The 15,266-nt window shown below is 58.5% G+C and carries 17 protein-coding genes; 16 read left to right on the top strand and 1 reads right to left on the bottom strand.

The window, feature by feature from the left end; translation table 11 throughout:
- Nucleotides 1–47: 47 nt before the first annotated feature.
- Nucleotides 48–1,754, bottom strand: coding sequence for a sigma-54-dependent Fis family transcriptional regulator (locus tag SIC19_RS08840; protein WP_075195489.1), 1,707 nt, complete (start codon nt 1,752–1,754; stop codon nt 48–50).
- Between the two features lie 381 nt (nt 1,755–2,135).
- Between SIC19_RS08840 and SIC19_RS08835 the strand changes: the two genes are divergently transcribed.
- From SIC19_RS08835 to SIC19_RS08760, 16 genes are all read left to right on the top strand, one after another.
- Complete coding sequence (locus SIC19_RS08835; protein ID WP_041333555.1) at nt 2,136–2,387, top strand: phenol hydroxylase subunit; 252 nt, start codon at nt 2,136–2,138, stop codon at nt 2,385–2,387.
- A gap of 48 nt (nt 2,388–2,435) precedes the next feature.
- The gene (locus SIC19_RS08830; RefSeq protein WP_041333558.1) at nt 2,436–3,437 is read left to right on the top strand and encodes an aromatic/alkene monooxygenase hydroxylase subunit beta; all 1,002 of its coding nucleotides are present in this window, start codon (nt 2,436–2,438) and stop codon (nt 3,435–3,437) included.
- Nucleotides 3,434–3,703: an MmoB/DmpM family protein gene (locus SIC19_RS08825; RefSeq protein WP_041333559.1), complete on the top strand. Its 270-nt coding sequence runs from the start codon at nt 3,434–3,436 to the stop codon at nt 3,701–3,703. The genes SIC19_RS08830 and SIC19_RS08825 overlap by 4 nt, the downstream gene beginning before the upstream one ends.
- Nucleotides 3,704–3,717: 14 nt before the next feature.
- Nucleotides 3,718–5,265, top strand: a complete 1,548-nt coding sequence (locus tag SIC19_RS08820) for an aromatic/alkene/methane monooxygenase hydroxylase/oxygenase subunit alpha (protein WP_075195488.1) — start codon at nt 3,718–3,720, stop codon at nt 5,263–5,265.
- A 67-nt stretch (nt 5,266–5,332) separates the two neighbouring features.
- On the top strand, nt 5,333–5,692 hold the full coding sequence (locus tag SIC19_RS08815) for a phenol hydroxylase subunit P4 (RefSeq protein WP_041336570.1): 360 nt from the start codon (nt 5,333–5,335) through the stop codon (nt 5,690–5,692).
- Between the two features lie 10 nt (nt 5,693–5,702).
- Nucleotides 5,703–6,764 carry an NADH:ubiquinone reductase (Na(+)-transporting) subunit F gene (locus tag SIC19_RS08810; protein ID WP_041333561.1) on the top strand — a complete coding sequence of 354 codons (1,062 nt, stop codon included), beginning with the start codon at nt 5,703–5,705 and terminating at the stop codon, nt 6,762–6,764.
- A gap of 13 nt (nt 6,765–6,777) precedes the next feature.
- Entirely contained in the window at nt 6,778–7,113 is a 336-nt protein-coding gene (locus SIC19_RS08805) for a 2Fe-2S iron-sulfur cluster-binding protein (protein ID WP_041333564.1), read from the top strand.
- Between the two features lie 5 nt (nt 7,114–7,118).
- The gene (locus SIC19_RS08800; protein WP_075195487.1) at nt 7,119–8,042 is read left to right on the top strand and encodes a catechol 2,3-dioxygenase; all 924 of its coding nucleotides are present in this window, start codon (nt 7,119–7,121) and stop codon (nt 8,040–8,042) included.
- A gap of 44 nt (nt 8,043–8,086) precedes the next feature.
- Nucleotides 8,087–9,547, top strand: coding sequence for a 2-hydroxymuconic semialdehyde dehydrogenase (locus SIC19_RS08795; RefSeq protein ID WP_041333567.1), 1,461 nt, complete (start codon nt 8,087–8,089; stop codon nt 9,545–9,547).
- A gap of 7 nt (nt 9,548–9,554) precedes the next feature.
- A complete protein-coding gene (locus tag SIC19_RS08790; RefSeq protein ID WP_041333570.1) occupies nt 9,555–10,415 on the top strand; it encodes an alpha/beta fold hydrolase in 861 nt (286 codons plus the stop codon).
- Entirely contained in the window at nt 10,415–11,200 is a 786-nt protein-coding gene (gene dmpE, locus SIC19_RS08785) for a 2-oxopent-4-enoate hydratase (RefSeq protein ID WP_075195486.1), read from the top strand. The genes SIC19_RS08790 and dmpE overlap by 1 nt, the downstream gene beginning before the upstream one ends.
- A 23-nt stretch (nt 11,201–11,223) precedes the next feature.
- Nucleotides 11,224–12,159 carry an acetaldehyde dehydrogenase (acetylating) gene (locus SIC19_RS08780; protein ID WP_041333571.1) on the top strand — a complete coding sequence of 312 codons (936 nt, stop codon included), beginning with the start codon at nt 11,224–11,226 and terminating at the stop codon, nt 12,157–12,159.
- Between the two features lie 12 nt (nt 12,160–12,171).
- Nucleotides 12,172–13,209, top strand: coding sequence for a 4-hydroxy-2-oxovalerate aldolase (gene dmpG, locus SIC19_RS08775; RefSeq protein ID WP_075195485.1), 1,038 nt, complete (start codon nt 12,172–12,174; stop codon nt 13,207–13,209).
- Nucleotides 13,206–14,000 carry a 2-oxo-3-hexenedioate decarboxylase gene (dmpH, locus tag SIC19_RS08770; protein ID WP_075195484.1) on the top strand — a complete coding sequence of 265 codons (795 nt, stop codon included), beginning with the start codon at nt 13,206–13,208 and terminating at the stop codon, nt 13,998–14,000. Before dmpG ends, dmpH begins: the two co-directional genes overlap by 4 nt.
- A gap of 33 nt (nt 14,001–14,033) precedes the next feature.
- Nucleotides 14,034–14,627, top strand: coding sequence for a 2-hydroxychromene-2-carboxylate isomerase (locus tag SIC19_RS08765; protein ID WP_075195483.1), 594 nt, complete (start codon nt 14,034–14,036; stop codon nt 14,625–14,627).
- Nucleotides 14,624–15,259: a glutathione S-transferase family protein gene (locus tag SIC19_RS08760; protein WP_075195482.1), complete on the top strand. Its 636-nt coding sequence runs from the start codon at nt 14,624–14,626 to the stop codon at nt 15,257–15,259. The genes SIC19_RS08765 and SIC19_RS08760 overlap by 4 nt, the downstream gene beginning before the upstream one ends.
- Nucleotides 15,260–15,266: the final 7 nt, after the last annotated feature.

Here is a 15,266-nt window from a genome sequence, read left to right as displayed (position 1 = left end):
CAGAAAACGAACCGTGGACATCCCTGTCATGGCGCGACGGTTGTGGTTCAGCTTTCGGCGAGAATGCCGGATTTCTTGAGCCGGTAGGCGAGAGCGGGGCGGCTCAGACCAAGGATACGCGCTGCGCCGGAAACGTTCTGGTTGGCCTCTTCCATGGCACGCCGCATCAGCGTTTCCTCGACATCGTCCAGGCCGATGCCATTGCCCAGTATCTGGCTGGCCCAGTCGCCCCTGGACGTTTCAGATGTCTTTTCAACAAGTTGTCCGTGGCTGTCGACAATACCCTGGGGCTGGCTAGGTTGCGGCTCGGGAACACCTGCAAACAGGGATTCGCGGCTGATGGACTCATTGTTGTCGGTCAGGATGACGCCACGCTCGATAACGTTTTCAAGCTCCCGGATATTTCCCGGCCAATGGTAGTGCAGGCAGAGTTCAAGGGCCTTGTCGGAGAGCCCGAGCGTGCGCTTGTTATACTCAGAGTGGAATTTATTGAGGAAATGTTCGGCCAGCAGCGGCAGGTCTTCCAGCCGTTCCCTGAGCGGCGGAATTTTCACGGGGAAGACATTGAGGCGATAAAACAGATCAGAGCGGAAACGGCCCTCTTCCACGGCTTTTTCAAGGCTTTCGTTGGTAGCCGCAATAACCCGGACATCGACCGCCCGTGTGCGGTTGTCACCCACGCGCTCCAACTCCCCTTCCTGCAGCACCCTCAGCAGTGTGGCCTGAGCCCGGGGCGTGAGCTCAACCACCTCGTCGAGAAAAATGGTGCCGGTGTTGGCTCGTTCAAACCGGCCCGGCCGGGACTGGTTGGCACCGGTGTAGGCGCCTTTTTCCACGCCAAACAGTTCCGCTTCGATCAGGTCCGGGGGAATAGCGGCGCAATTGACCGCGATAAAGGGTTGTTCGGCTCGTTCACTGCGAAGGTGAACGCTGCGGGCAATCACTTCCTTGCCTACGCCGGTTTCGCCTAGCAATAAGACCGACACTTTACCCAGAGCGGCCTTGTCGATCATCTTGCAGACCTTGTTGTAGGAGGCGGACTGGCCTATGCCGTAATACTGCCCCTCCTGCTTTTCGAGGCTGCTGCGTAAAGAACTGACTTGGCTCTGGAGGTCATACAGTTCTTCCATGATGGTGTCTGCCTTGAAGTATTGGGCAAATTCGGCGGCGTCCTCCCATTCCTCGGCAGGCTTGCCCACGATCATGCATTTTTCGTCACCACAGCCACGGCAGCTGACCTCGCGAAAGATGATTTCCCGGCCCATAAACGAGGAGGTGTAGGCGCAGGCGTATCCAAGCAGTGACCAGCAGACCGGTTCATCCATCTGCCCAAGTTCTGTCTGGCAGATATCCACTTCAAACGAATCAACCCATTCCAGCTCGCCATAGAAGCTGCCGGAGTCGTGATCAATGTCGATCTCCATGGGAACGACTTTGACCATGCCCTTGAGTGAATGCAGTTGGGGGCCAGCGAGAAAGATGTCGAGTTCACTGCAGTGCGGGCGAAGCTTCCGGGCCAGTTCGGCGTCTTTCAGTCCGGACTGGTATCCCAGGCGCAGGAGAAAGCCCTTCGCGCGCTCAATACCCATGGTATTCACCATTTCGCGACGAAAGGCGGCCATGGCACTGACTTGCATCAGTAGCATGCGTTGCTCGCCAAACCAGATTTTGCCTTCCGTGCTCTGGAACCGGATCTGCTCCGTAAGATCCTGAAAATCCACATACTGCAATTGTGGTTTGTAGGTAATAGCCATACTCAGGAGCCCCGTTTGTAATTGTATGGGGTCGCGTCCTGGAAAGGTCGTCCAGCGCGAAGGCAGCCGAACGCCGCCTTTTTCATATAACACCCTATCCTTGTCACAAATCAATCAAATGATGAAATTTCAGGCGAAAGTCACGGTTGGCTGCTGATCTGAGCATTTGCTCAGATCACGATTTCATGTTGATCAAATGATGAAAAATTCGTCTGGCTTCCTGATCTCACCCTTCGATAATCCACTCTGTATCAGCGCCCGCCTTTCTATATAAAGCCTTTTAAAACAGAAGTCTGGGTTTTTATTGACGGCAGGTTTCGATGCTTGGCACAGCGGTTGCTCCAGCTGTGGCAACCCATAACAAACACAAGGGTGTCAACGATGACTGAGCATGCAAAAAGCTTCGACGAGCTGACCCGCTACATCCGGGTCCGAAGTGGGCCAGAGGACAGATTCGTAGAGTTCGATTTTGCCATCGGACATCCCGAACTGTTTGTTGAGCTTGTCCTTCCCCGCGAAGCGTTCGAAATCTTCTGCAAGCACAACAATGTCGTTCACATGGATTCCGACATGATCCGCGAGATTGATGCGGACATGGTCAAGTGGCGCTTCGGCGAGAAGGGTCACCGCTGAACGTCACCAAATCGATCATCCACTCAAAACAACAAACGGTAAGTTGATATGAGCATTGAGATCAAAACCAATTCGGTGGAACCCATCCGCCAGACATACGGGCACATCGCCCGTCGCTTCGGCGACAAGCCGGCCTCCCGCTACCAGGAAGCCAGCTATGACCTGGAAGCCAAAACCAACTTTCACTACCGCCCGCTGTGGGATTCAAAGCACACGCTGAACGACCCCACACGCACGTCGATCCGCATGGAAGACTGGTACGCCGTCACCGATCCCCGCCAGTTCTACTACGGCGCCTATGTTGGTAACCGGGCCAAGATGCAGGAGGCCGCGGAGACCAGCTTCGGGTTCTGCGAAAAGCGCAATCTGCTGACCCGACTTCCCGAAGCCACTCAGAAGCAGATCCTGAGGTTGCTGGTGCCTCTGCGCCACGTGGAGCTGGGTGCCAACATGAACAACAGCAAGATCGCGGGCGATGTTAACGCCACGACGGTCTCGCAGATGCACATATATACCGCCATGGATCGCCTGGGCATTGGCCAGTACCTGTCTCGAATTGCCCTGATGCTGGATGGCAGTACCGGTGCAGCACTGGACGAATCCAAGTGCTACTGGATGGATGACGAGCTGTGGCAGCCAATGCGCAAGCTGGTGGAAGACACCCTGGTGGTGGATGACTGGTTCGAGTTGACGCTGGTCCAGAACGTGCTGGTGGATGGCCTGCTGTTTCCCCTGGTGTACGAGAGGATGGACCAGTGGCTGGGCGAGCAGGATGCCGAAGATGTTTCCATGCTCACCGAATTCATGCGGGACTGGTACAAGGAATCCCTGCGCTGGACCAACGCCATGATCAAGGTTGTGGCAGCGGAAAGCGATGCCAACCGCGAACAGCTCCAGGCCTGGATCGATCAGTGGGAACCTCAGGTGTACAGCGCACTCAAGCCCCTGGCCGAGGCCAGCACCGGCATTGAGGCCCTGGATGAAACCCGGGCTCAACTCTCCACCCGTCTCAAGAAATTCCAGCTGCAGAGCCAGGGAGTATCCGCATGAGCCAGCTCGTATTTATTGCCTTTCAGGACAACGACAACGCCCGCTACCTGGTGGAAGCCATCGCCGAAGACAATCCGGAAGCGGAAGTTCAGCACCAGCCGGCAATGATCCGGATCCAGGCCGAGAAGCGCCTGGTGATCAACCGGGAAACGATGGAAGAGAAGCTCGGTCGCGAATGGGATGTTCAGGAAATGCTCATCGACGTGATCAGTATCGGCGGCAATGTCGACGAAGACGACGACCACTTCATTCTTCAGTGGACCTAATTGGGAGACTTATCATGGCTGTTAAAAACAAGAAGCTGAATCTCAAGGACAAGTACCAGTACCTGACCCGGGACATGGCCTGGGAACCAACCTATCAAAAGAAGAAGGACATTTTCCCGGACGAGGACTTTGAAGGTATCAAGATTACCGATTGGTCCCAATGGGAAGATCCGTTCCGTCTGACCATGGACGCCTACTGGAAGTACCAGGCTGAAAAAGAGAAAAAGCTGTACGCCATTTTCGATGCCTTTGCCCAGAACAACGGCCACCAGAACATCTCGGACGCCCGTTATGTGAATGCGCTGAAACTGTTCCTGACCGGTGTGTCGCCCCTGGAACACGCGGCTTTCCAGGGCTACGCCAAAGTGGGTCGCCAGTTCAGTGGGGCCGGGGCGCGTGTTGCCTGTCAGATGCAGGCGATTGATGAGCTGCGCCACTCCCAGACCCAGCAGCATGCGATGAGCCATTACAACAAGCATTTTAATGGCCTGCACGATGCGGCTTACATGCACGACCGGGTGTGGTTCCTGTCGGTGCCCAAGTCGTTCTTCGATGATGCCCGTTCGGCCGGTCCGTTCGAGTTCCTGACCGCGATCTCGTTCTCCTTCGAGTATGTGCTGACTAACCTTTTGTTCGTGCCGTTCATGTCCGGCGCTGCCTACAACGGCGACATGGCCACCGTCACCTTCGGTTTCTCGGCGCAGTCCGACGAAGCGCGGCACATGACCCTGGGTCTTGAGGTGATCAAGTTCATCCTCGAGCAGCACGAGGACAACGTGCCCATCGTCCAGCGCTGGATCGACAAATGGTTCTGGCGCGGTTTCCGCCTGCTGAGCCTGGTCAGCATGATGATGGACTACATGCTGCCGAACAAGGTCATGTCCTGGTCGGAAGCCTGGGAAGTGTATTACGAGCAAAACGGCGGCGCCCTGTTCAAAGACCTTGAGCGCTACGGCATCCGCCCGCCCAAATATCAGGATGTGGCCAACGATGCCAAGCACCACATCAGCCATCAGCTATGGGGCACGTTCTACCAGTACAGTCAGGCCACCAACTTCCATACCTGGATTCCCGGCAAGGAAGAAATGGACTGGATGTCCGAGAAGTACCCGGAGACTTTCGACAAGTACTACCGCCCGCGCTACGAGCATTGGGCCAAAGAGCATGCTGAAGGCCGCCGCTTCTACAACAACACCCTGCCGCAACTGTGCCAGGTATGCCAGGTGCCGACGCTGTTTACCGAGATGGGCGAGCCCACCAAGCTCAGCCACCGCCAGATGAACTACGAAGGTGAGCGTTACCACTTCTGCTCGGAAGCCTGCTGCGACATCTTCAAGCACGAGCCGGAGAAGTACGTTCAGGCGTGGTTGCCGGTACACCAGATCTACCAGGGCAACTGTGAAGGCGGCGACGTCGAGACGGTGGTTCAGAAGTACTACCACATCAATATTGGCGAGGACAATTTCGAGTATGTCGGCTCGCCGGACCACAAACGCTGGTTGTCCATCAAGGGCAAGTCGTCTGATGACAAGGCTGAAGGGTCCAAGCAGGACGCGGCCTGATACGGAGATTACCCGGTGTCATCTGACGCCGGGTGATTCGCCCGCAAAAAACAACAAGGTGACCACCATGAGTGTTAACGCTTTATACGACTACAAGTTTGAACCACGGGATAAGGTCGAGAACTTCAACGGCATGCAGTTGCTGTATGTGCTCTGGCCGAATCATCTGATGTTCTGTGCTCCGTTTGCCCTGCTGGTGCAACCGGACATGACCTTCGGAGCCATGGTTGAAGAGATCCTGAAACCGGCCACGGCATCCCATCCGGATGCAGCGAACGCTGACTTCCTGGCGGCGCAGTGGCTGCTGAATGATGAACCGTTTACGCCGGATGCAGATGCCAGCCTTATAGACAACGGCATCGATCACAAGAGCATGCTGACGGTAACCACGCCGGGCCTTAACGGCCTTGCCGGCGCCGGATTCTGAGGGTAGCGCTATGAGTCACACCGTTACTATCGAACCCATTGGTGAGCAGATCGAGGTCGAGGATGGCCAGACCATCCTTGCCGCCGCCCTGCGCCAGGGTGTCTGGCTGCCTTTTGCCTGCGGCCATGGCACCTGTGCCACCTGCAAGGTCCAGGTCATCGAGGGCGATGTTGAAATCGGCGATGCCTCGCCGTTTGCCCTGATGGATGTGGAACGGGACGAAGGCAAGGTGCTGGCCTGCTGTGCCACAGTTGAAAGCGACGTCACCATCGAGGCGGATATCGATGTCGACGAAGACTTCGAGGGCTATCCGGTGGAGGACTACACCGCAACCGTCACAGACATCGTCGAGTTGTCTCCAACCATCAAGGGCATCCATCTGAAGCTGGACCGCCAGATGACCTTCCAGGCCGGCCAGTACATCAATATCGAACTGCCCGGTGTGGATGGCGCGAGGGCGTTCTCCCTGGCCAATCCGCCGAGCAAGGCGGGTGAGGTAGAGCTTCATGTGCGACTGGTCGAGGGGGGTGCCGCAACCACCTACATTCACCAGCAACTGAACGTGGGTGAGCAACTGCATCTGTCAGGTCCATACGGCCAGTTCTTCGTGCGCAGTTCGCAGCCCGGCAACCTGATTTTCATTGCCGGCGGCTCCGGTCTCTCCAGCCCGCAATCCATGATCATTGACCTGCTGGAGCAGGGCGACGACCGCCAGATCACCCTGTTCCAGGGCGCCCGTAACCTTGCCGAGCTCTACAACCGCGAGCTGTTCGAAGGCCTGGCCCGGGACAACGACAACTTCACCTACGTACCGGCGCTGAGCCAGGCGGACGAAGACGGTGAGTGGTCTGGATTCAGGGGCTATGTACACGATGCGGCCAGGGAACACTTCGGTGGTCGTTTTGCCGAGCACAAGGCCTATCTGTGCGGGCCGCCGCCGATGATCGATGCCGCGATTACCGCATTGATGCAGGGCCGGTTGTTTGAGCGGGACATCTTCATGGAGAAGTTCCTGACAGCGGCAGACGGCGCGGAAGAAACCCAGCGCTCGGCCCTGTTCAAGAAGATCTGACCGGAGGTGAAGCATGGCTCAGGTCTATCGGATTACCGAGCAGTGCAGCGGCAAGTCCTTTGAGTGCGAGGCAGGCCAGAGTGTGCTCAAGGCCATGGAACAACGGGGCATGAAGTGCGTGCCCGTGGGCTGCCGGGGCGGTGGCTGTGGCTACTGCAAGATCCAGGTTCTGGCAGGAGAGTTCGAGTGCGGAAAGATGAGCAAGGTCCATGTTCCGCCGGAAGCCCTGAAAAAAAGGGAGGTCCTGGCCTGCCGGGTGTATCCCCTGACTGATTTGACCATCGAGTGCCGGCCGCCATCGCAGCCCGGTCTCGCAAGCAAGCAGACAAAAACAACAGCGTTGAGGTAACTGTCATGAAAAAAGGTGTAATGCGTCCCGGCCACGTCCAGATCCGTGTTCTCGATATGGATGAAGCCGTCAAACACTACACGGACCTGATGGGTCTTATCGAAACCGACCGCGACGACCAGGGCCGTGTGTATCTCAAAGCCTGGACCGAAGTGGACAAGTTTTCCGTGGTACTTCGCGAGGCGGACGAGCCTGGCTGTGACTTTATGGGCTTTAAGGTTGTGGACGAAGCCGCTCTGGTTCAATTGGAGAAAGACCTGGTGGACTTCGGCGTTGATGTTGAGCAGGTTCCCGAAGGTGATCTGAAAGACTGTGGCCGCCGGGTTCGTTTTACCGTGCCTTCCGGTCACGCCTTCGAACTCTATGCCGACAAGCTCTACACCGGCAAATGGGGCATCAATAACGTTAACCCTGAAGCATGGCCCCGTGGCCTGGACGGTATGAAGGCCGTTCGGTTTGATCACTGTCTGTTTTACGGGCCTGAACTGGCGGCGGTGTACGACATCTTCGTGAACGTGCTCGGGTTCCATCTCGCAGAGCAGGTTCTGGATGGCGACGGCACTCGTATTGCCCAGTTCCTGACCGTGTCCATGAAGGAGCACGACATTGCCTTCATTCACCACGAGGAGAAGGGCAAGTTCCACCACGCCTCTTTCTTCCTGGAGACTTGGGAAGACGTACTGCGCGCCGCGGACCTGATCTCCATGACTGATACCTCCATCGATATCGGCCCGACTCGTCACGGCCTGACCCACGGCAAGACTATCTACTTCTTCGACCCGTCCGGTAACCGTAATGAGGTGTTCTGTGGTGGTGACTACATCTACCCGGATCACAAACCGGTGACTTGGCAGGCCGAGCAGTTGGGTAAGGCCATCTTCTACCACGACCGGGTACTGAACGAACGGTTCCTGACGGTTCTGACCTGATTGATATCCGACTCAACAGGGCTAATTTAACAGGATAGGCAGCAATGAAAGACATCAAGCACTACATCAATGGGCAGTATGTTGGCTCGGCCAGCGGCAAGTTGTTCGACAACGTCAACCCGGCCAACGGCAAGGTGATCAGCAAAGTTCACGAAGCCGGACGTGACGAGGTGGACGCCGCAGTCAAAGCCGCGAAAGCGGCCCTGCGCGGCCCCTGGGGCAAGATGACACTGGAGGAACGCACCGGCATCCTGCACAAGGTGGCTGACGGCATCAACGCACGGTTTGACGAGTTCCTGGAAGCGGAATGCCTGGATACCGGCAAGCCCAAATCCCTGGCGAGCCACATCGACATTCCCCGGGGCGCGGCCAACTTCAAGGTGTTCGCGGACATGATCAAGAACGTGCCCACGGAATCCTTCGAAATGCCCACGCCGGACGGTACCGGCGCGCTGAACTACGCCGTACGCCGCCCCAAGGGCGTGATCGGGGTGATCAGCCCGTGGAACCTGCCATTGCTGCTGATGACCTGGAAAGTCGGGCCTGCTCTGGCCTGTGGCAACACCGTGGTGGTCAAACCCTCCGAGGAAACCCCCACCACCACCGCCCTGCTGGGCGAAGTGATGAAAGACGCCGGCGTACCGGACGGGGTGTTCAACGTGGTTCACGGCTTCGGTGGGGATTCAGCCGGCGCTTTCCTCACCGAGCATCCGCTAGTGGATGGTTTCACCTTTACCGGCGAAACCGGCACCGGCGAAGTCATCATGAAGGCAGCCGCGAAGGGCATCCGGGATATCTCCCTGGAGCTGGGTGGCAAGAACGCCGGCCTGGTGTTCGCCGACTGCGACATGGACAAGGCCATCGAGGGCACCATGCGCTCAGCCTTCGCCAACTGTGGCCAGGTTTGCCTTGGCACTGAGCGGGTTTATGTAGAACGTTCCATCTTCGACGAGTTCGTTGGCCGACTGAAAGAAGCCGCGGAAGGCATGAAGATTGGTCCGCCGGATGATGCCGAGGCGGATATGGGTCCGCTGGTCAGCCTCAAACACCGGGAGAAGGTTCTGTCCTATTACCAGAAAGCCGTTGATGACGGTGCCACGGTGGTGACCGGTGGTGGTGTTCCCGATATGCCGGCCGAGCTGGCCGGTGGTGCCTGGGTTCAGCCCACCATCTGGACCGGATTGCCGGAAAGTTCGACGGTGATTACCGATGAAATCTTCGGCCCCTGTGTCCACCTGTGCCCATTCGACACCGAAGAGGAAGCCATCGAACTGGCCAACAGCCTTCCCTACGGACTGGCATCAGCAATCTGGAGCGAGAACATTACCCGCGCCCACCGGGTCGCGGGCCAGATCGAAGCTGGCATCATCTGGGTCAACAGCTGGTTCCTGCGGGATCTGCGCACACCCTTCGGTGGCAGCAAACAGTCCGGCATTGGCCGCGAGGGTGGTGTGCACTCCCTGGAGTTCTACACCGAGATGAAAAACATCTGTGTGAAATTGTGAGCTAACCATGACTGCACCTGAAAACAGCCCGGAAATCGGGCGTGAGATATCCGCCGCCGGCTACCGCACCAACGTCCATGACCATGGCAAGGGCGGTGTTCCTGTCATGATGATCCACGGCTCCGGCCCCGGCGTGACCGCCTGGGCCAACTGGCGCCTGGTGATTCCGGAGCTGGCGAAGAATCGCCGTGTGGTGGCGCCGGATATGCTCGGCTTCGGGTATACCCAACGCCCGGAAGACAACACCTACAACCGGGAGCGCTGGGTGGCCCATGCCATCGGCGTTATGGATGCACTGGATCTGCAACAGGTGGATCTGGTCGGCAACTCCTTCGGTGGCGGCCTGGCGCTGGCGCTGGCGATCGAGTACCCGGAGCGGGTTCGTCGTCTGGTGCTGATGGGCTCCGCCGGCGTCAGCTTTCCGATCACCGAGGGCCTGGATGACGTCTGGGGCTACCAGCCTTCCCTTGAAAACATGCGTCGCCTGATGGATGTGTTTGCCTTCAACAAAGGCCTGCTCACCGACGAACTGGCGGAGATGCGCTATCAGGCCAGTATCCGCCCCGGTTTCCAGGAATCCTTTGCCGCCATGTTCCCGGCACCGCGTCAGCGTTGGGTCGACAACCTGGCCAGCGAGGAGAAGGACATCCGGGCGCTGCCCCACGAAACCCTGGTTCTTCATGGCCGCGAAGATGAGGTGATACCGCTGGCCGCCTCACTGAAACTGGCTGAACTGATCGACCGAGCCCAGTTGCATGTATTCGGGCGTTGCGGCCACTGGACCCAGATTGAACATGCCAACCGGTTTGCCCGGCTGGTGAACGATTTCCTGACCGAGGCCGATCAAGTGGCTTCAGGAGCAGAGTAATGGAACAGACACGCATCCAGGCCTTCGGTGACGAGCTTTACCAGGCCATGCTGAACCGGGAGGCGGTCGCACCGCTGACCGACCGTGGCGAAGACATCACCATCAACGACGCCTACCACATTTCCCTGCGCATGCTGGAACGCCGGCTGGCGGATGGCGCCTCCGTCATCGGCAAGAAGATCGGTGTCACCAGCAAGGCGGTGCAGAACATGCTGAACGTGCACCAGCCGGATTTCGGGTACCTGACCGACGACATGGTGTTCAACAGCGGTGAAGTCATGCCCATCAGTGACCGGCTGATTGCGCCCCGCGCCGAGGGCGAAATTGCCTTCATCCTGAAGAAAGACCTGAGCGGCCCCGGGGTAACCAATGCCGATGTGCTGGCCGCCACCGAGTGTGTGATGCCTTGCTTCGAGATCGTCGATTCCCGCATCCAGGACTGGAAGATCGCCATCCAGGACACGGTGGCGGATAACGCCTCCTGTGGCCTGTTTGTGTTGGGCGATCAGGCGGTTTCTCCCCGCAAGGTCGATCTCGTGACCTGCGGCATGGTGGTGGAAAAGAACGGCAGTGTGCTGAGCGCCGGGGCCGGTGCCGCGGCCCTGGGTTCCCCAGTGAACTGCGTGACCTGGCTGGCTAACACCCTGGGCGAGTTCGGCATCACCCTGAAAGCCGGTGAAGTCATCCTGTCCGGTTCCCTGGTTCCGCTGGAGCCGGTCAAGGCCGGTGATTACATGCGTGTGGATATCGGTGGTATCGGCAGTGCTTCCGTGCGCTTCGCCTGACCCGGATTGAAGAGGACAACATCATGAGCAACAAAATCAAAGCGGCGATCATCGGCTCGGGCAATATCGGCACCGACCTGATGATCAAGATCCTGCGCACCGCCGAGCACATCGAGATGGGGGTGATGGTCGGGATTGACCCCGAGTCCGATGGTCTGGCCCGTGCCAAACGTATGGGCGTGGCCACCACCGCCGAGGGTGTGGAAGGGCTGGTGAAGATGCCCGAGTTCGCCGACATCGGCATTGTGTTTGATGCCACGTCGGCCGGCGCCCACGTTCACAATGACAAACTGCTGCGGGAACACAAACCCGACATCCGCGTGGTCGACCTGACTCCGGCGGCCATCGGCCCCTACTGCGTGCCCGTGGTTAATTTGGAGGAACATCTGGCCGAGGGCAACGTCAACATGGTCACCTGCGGTGGCCAGGCCACCATTCCCATGGTCGCGGCGGTGTCCCGAGTCGCCAAGGCTCATTACGCGGAAATCGTGGCATCCATTTCCAGTAAATCCGCCGGCCCCGGTACCCGCGCCAACATCGATGAGTTTACGGAGACCACCTCCAAGGCCATCGAAGTGGTCGGTGGTGCCGGCAAGGGCAAGGCCATCATTATCCTCAACCCGGCCGAACCACCCCTGCTGATGCGGGACACGGTGTACGTGCTTTCGGATGCCGCCGACAAAGCCGAAGTGGAAGCCTCCGTCGAGGAGATGGTGAAGGCGGTGAACCGCTATGTGCCCGGCTATCGCCTCAAGCAGAAAGTGCAGTTTGATGTGATTCCTGAAGACCAGCCCATGAACGTCCCGGGCCTGGGTAAGTTCAGCGGCCTGAAGACCTCCATCTTCCTGGAAGTGGAGGGTGCTGCCCATTACCTGCCGGCCTACGCGGGCAACCTGGACATCATGACCTCCGCGGCTCTTGGTACTGCCGAGCGCATCGCCGAATCGCTGGTCAAGTGAGGAGACTGAACCATGACTTATAACCCCGGCAAGAAACTCTACATCTCCGACGTGACCCTGCGGGACGGCAGCCACGCCATTCGTCACCAGTACTCCATCAAGAACGTGCAGGACATTGCACGGGCCCTGGACAAGGCAAAAGTCGACAGTATTGAAGTAGCCCACGGCGACGGCCTGCAGGGCTCCAGCTTCAACTACGGCTTCGGCGCCCACACGGACCTGGAGTGGATCGAAGCGGTGGCGGACGTAGTCACCCACTCGAAAATCGCCACCCTGCTGCTGCCCGGCATCGGCACCGTCCACGACCTGGACAATGCCTACAGCGCCGGCGCAAGAATCGTCAGAGTGGCCACCCACTGCACCGAAGCGGATGTGTCGAAGCAGCATATCGAGCACGCCCGCAAACTGGGCATGGACACCGTCGGCTTCCTGATGATGAGCCACATGCAGACCCCGCAAGGGTTGGCGGAACAGGCCAAGCTGATGGAAGACTACGGGGCTACCTGCCTCTATGTCGTCGACTCCGGCGGCGCCATGAACATGAACGACATCCGCGACCGCTTCCGGGCGCTGAAAGACGTCCTGAAGCCCGAAACCCAGACGGGCATCCACGCCCACCATAACCTCGCGCTGGGCGTGGCCAACTCCATCGTGGCTGTCGAGGAAGGCTGTGACCGTGTCGATGCCAGCCTCGCCGGCATGGGCGCTGGTGCGGGTAACGCCCCGCTGGAAGTGTGCATTGCCGCCTTCGACAAGATGGGTTGGGAGCACGGTACCGATGTGTACGCACTGATGGATGCCGCTGATGACATTGTGCGGCCGCTGCAGGACCGCCCGGTTCGGGTGGACCGTGAAACCCTGGCGCTTGGCTACGCCGGAGTCTATTCCAGCTTCCTGCGCCACTCGGAGGTAGCAGCGCAGAAGTATGGCCTGAAGACTGTGGATATTCTCGTTGAACTGGGCAAACGCCGGATGGTGGGTGGCCAGGAAGACATGATTGTGGATGTGGCGCTGGATCTGCTGGCGGCGCAAAAGGAGCAGAACGCATGAGCAAGACACTGAGCCGTGAACAGGTGCTGGCCCTGGCCGAACACGTGGAAAACGCCGAGTTGCAGGCCCACGACATCACCAAGGTCACCAATGACTACCCGGACATGACCTTCGAGGATGCCTACGACGTGCAGTGGGAAATACGCCGCCGCAAGGAAGAGCGTGGCAACAAGATCGTTGGCATGAAAATGGGCCTCACCTCCTGGGCAAAGATGGCCCAGATGGGTGTGGAGACTCCGATCTATGGCTTCCTGGCAGACTATTTCAGTGTGCCGGACGGCGGCGTGGTCAACACCCAGGAATTGATCCATCCGAAAATCGAAGCCGAGATTGCCTTCGTCACCAAGGCACCCCTGAAAGGCCCCGGCTGCCATATCGGCCAAGTGCTGGCGGCGACGGACTTTGTGATTCCCGCCGTGGAAGTTATTGACTCCCGCTATGAGAACTTCAAGTTCGACCTGGTGAGTGTCGTGGCGGATAACGCCTCATCAACCCGGTTTATCACCGGCGGCCAGATGGCCGATGTGGCGGATGTGGATTTGAAAACCCTGGGCGTGGTGGTCGAGAAGAACGGTGAAGTTGTCGATGTAGGCGCGGGTGCCGCCGTGCTCGGCCATCCGGCCTCCAGCGTGGCGATGCTGGCGAATCTGCTGGCAGAGCGGGGTGAGCACATTCCCGCGGGCACCTTCATCATGACCGGTGGCATAACCGCCGCCATCACGGTGGAGCCTGGGGATAATATCACCGTGCGTTATCAGGGGCTGGGGACCGTAACCGGAAGGTTTATCTAAGCCTCAAAGGCACTGCCAACGGAGCAGGGAATTATGAGCGATACCATTGATCTACGTTTATATTTCAACTTTCGCAGCCCGTACTGCTATCTGGCCAGCGAGCGTATGTTCGAGCTGTTTGACCAGTACCAAGTCAATCTGCTCTGGAGGCCTCTGGGAGGATGGCACGGTCGCTCGGATCCGGACCGGGCAAAGGTCAAGATGCCTATCGCCAGGCAGGACGTGGCACGCTGGGCACGTCGGTTTGGCATGCCTCTGACCCCACCTCCGAAGAGTACGGATCCTACCCGTGCCGGGGCTGGTTCACTGTTGGCAGAGAAGGAAGGACTGCTCAAACCCTATGTGGTGGCAGTGATGCGCGCCGAATGGGCGGACGGCCTGGACATAGGGGATGCAGCGGTCCTGTCCTCAGTTGCCGAAAGCGTTGGACTAGACAGGGAGGCGTTCGCCAGGGCGGTCGATGATCCCGAACTCCATACCCAACTTGACCGGAACTGGCAGGAAGCACAGGAAAAAGGTGCCCTGGGTGTTCCCACGTTTGTTATCGGCGACCAGATTTTCTGGGGTCAGGACAGGCTGGATTTTGTGGGGGAGCACCTGAGGGATTTGGGAGCGGCACGCCAATGAGCAGGATACGACTGATTGATAAGCCCGAATGCCCGTTTTGCTGGCGAGTCCGGATTGCCGCGGCTTTGCAAGGGCGGGCGATGCACAGCATGGACAGGTCAGACCCGGATGTTCTCGTCGAGTGGCAGCGGTTATCGCCGAGTCAAACGGTGCCAGTGATGATTGAGGATGACCTGGTACTGACCGACTCCGGCCCGATGCTTGAGTACCTGGCCGAAACTGGCTCGGCTTTGCTCCCGGATTTTCCACGCCGAAGGGCGGAAGCACGAAGCTGGATTGTGTATGGGGATAATGTTCTGGGGCGATCCCTGCGGGAAGTGGTTTTTGAGAAACGCGATAAACCGGAGAGCGAATGGGACCAAGGCAGGATTCGCAGGGGTACACGCGGATTCCTGAGTGGGCTGCCCGCACTGGAGATGGCGCTGCGAGACGAAAACTTCCTTCTCGGAAACTGGCCAACCTTGGCCGAGTGCGCCCTGTTCCCAAGGTTTGCCCTGGCTCTGCTCTATGGCGTGGATATCCCTGCTGATTTTCCTCGAACTCGCCAATGGTTTGGTCGCCAGGCCATCCACCCGGCTTTCTTGTCCTCGAGCCCTGAGCGGGTCAGGAACATTCTTGTTGATTTTGCGTGAGGAACCA

Source organism: Marinobacter sp. MIT930201, assembly GCF_047122665.1.
In the GTDB taxonomy this organism is placed as follows: Bacteria; Pseudomonadota; Gammaproteobacteria; order Pseudomonadales; family Oleiphilaceae; genus Marinobacter; species Marinobacter salarius.
Note: the sequence above shows the minus strand (reverse complement) of the source record. Positions and strands in the feature narration are given on the sequence as shown.

Bases quoted from the DNA above. Each gene is read 5' to 3' on its own strand.
- SIC19_RS08800 (WP_075195487.1), top strand. From the start codon at position 7,119: ATGAAAAAAGGTGTAATGCGTCCCGGCCACGTCCAGATCCGTGTTCTC.
- SIC19_RS08795 (WP_041333567.1), top strand. From the start codon at position 8,087: ATGAAAGACATCAAGCACTACATCAATGGGCAGTATGTTGGCTCGGCC.
- SIC19_RS08825 (WP_041333559.1), top strand. From the start codon at position 3,434: ATGAGCCAGCTCGTATTTATTGCCTTTCAGGACAACGACAACGCCCGC.
- dmpH (WP_075195484.1), top strand. From the start codon at position 13,206: ATGAGCAAGACACTGAGCCGTGAACAGGTGCTGGCCCTGGCCGAACAC.
- SIC19_RS08760 (WP_075195482.1), top strand. From the start codon at position 14,624: ATGAGCAGGATACGACTGATTGATAAGCCCGAATGCCCGTTTTGCTGG.
- dmpE (WP_075195486.1), top strand. From the start codon at position 10,415: ATGGAACAGACACGCATCCAGGCCTTCGGTGACGAGCTTTACCAGGCC.
- SIC19_RS08765 (WP_075195483.1), top strand. From the start codon at position 14,034: ATGAGCGATACCATTGATCTACGTTTATATTTCAACTTTCGCAGCCCG.
- SIC19_RS08810 (WP_041333561.1), top strand. From the start codon at position 5,703: ATGAGTCACACCGTTACTATCGAACCCATTGGTGAGCAGATCGAGGTC.
- SIC19_RS08830 (WP_041333558.1), top strand. From the start codon at position 2,436: ATGAGCATTGAGATCAAAACCAATTCGGTGGAACCCATCCGCCAGACA.
- SIC19_RS08840 (WP_075195489.1), bottom strand. From the start codon at position 1,754: ATGGCTATTACCTACAAACCACAATTGCAGTATGTGGATTTTCAGGAT.
- SIC19_RS08790 (WP_041333570.1), top strand. From the start codon at position 9,555: ATGACTGCACCTGAAAACAGCCCGGAAATCGGGCGTGAGATATCCGCC.
- SIC19_RS08805 (WP_041333564.1), top strand. From the start codon at position 6,778: ATGGCTCAGGTCTATCGGATTACCGAGCAGTGCAGCGGCAAGTCCTTT.
- SIC19_RS08815 (WP_041336570.1), top strand. From the start codon at position 5,333: ATGAGTGTTAACGCTTTATACGACTACAAGTTTGAACCACGGGATAAG.
- dmpG (WP_075195485.1), top strand. From the start codon at position 12,172: ATGACTTATAACCCCGGCAAGAAACTCTACATCTCCGACGTGACCCTG.
- SIC19_RS08780 (WP_041333571.1), top strand. From the start codon at position 11,224: ATGAGCAACAAAATCAAAGCGGCGATCATCGGCTCGGGCAATATCGGC.
- SIC19_RS08835 (WP_041333555.1), top strand. From the start codon at position 2,136: ATGACTGAGCATGCAAAAAGCTTCGACGAGCTGACCCGCTACATCCGG.
- SIC19_RS08820 (WP_075195488.1), top strand. From the start codon at position 3,718: ATGGCTGTTAAAAACAAGAAGCTGAATCTCAAGGACAAGTACCAGTAC.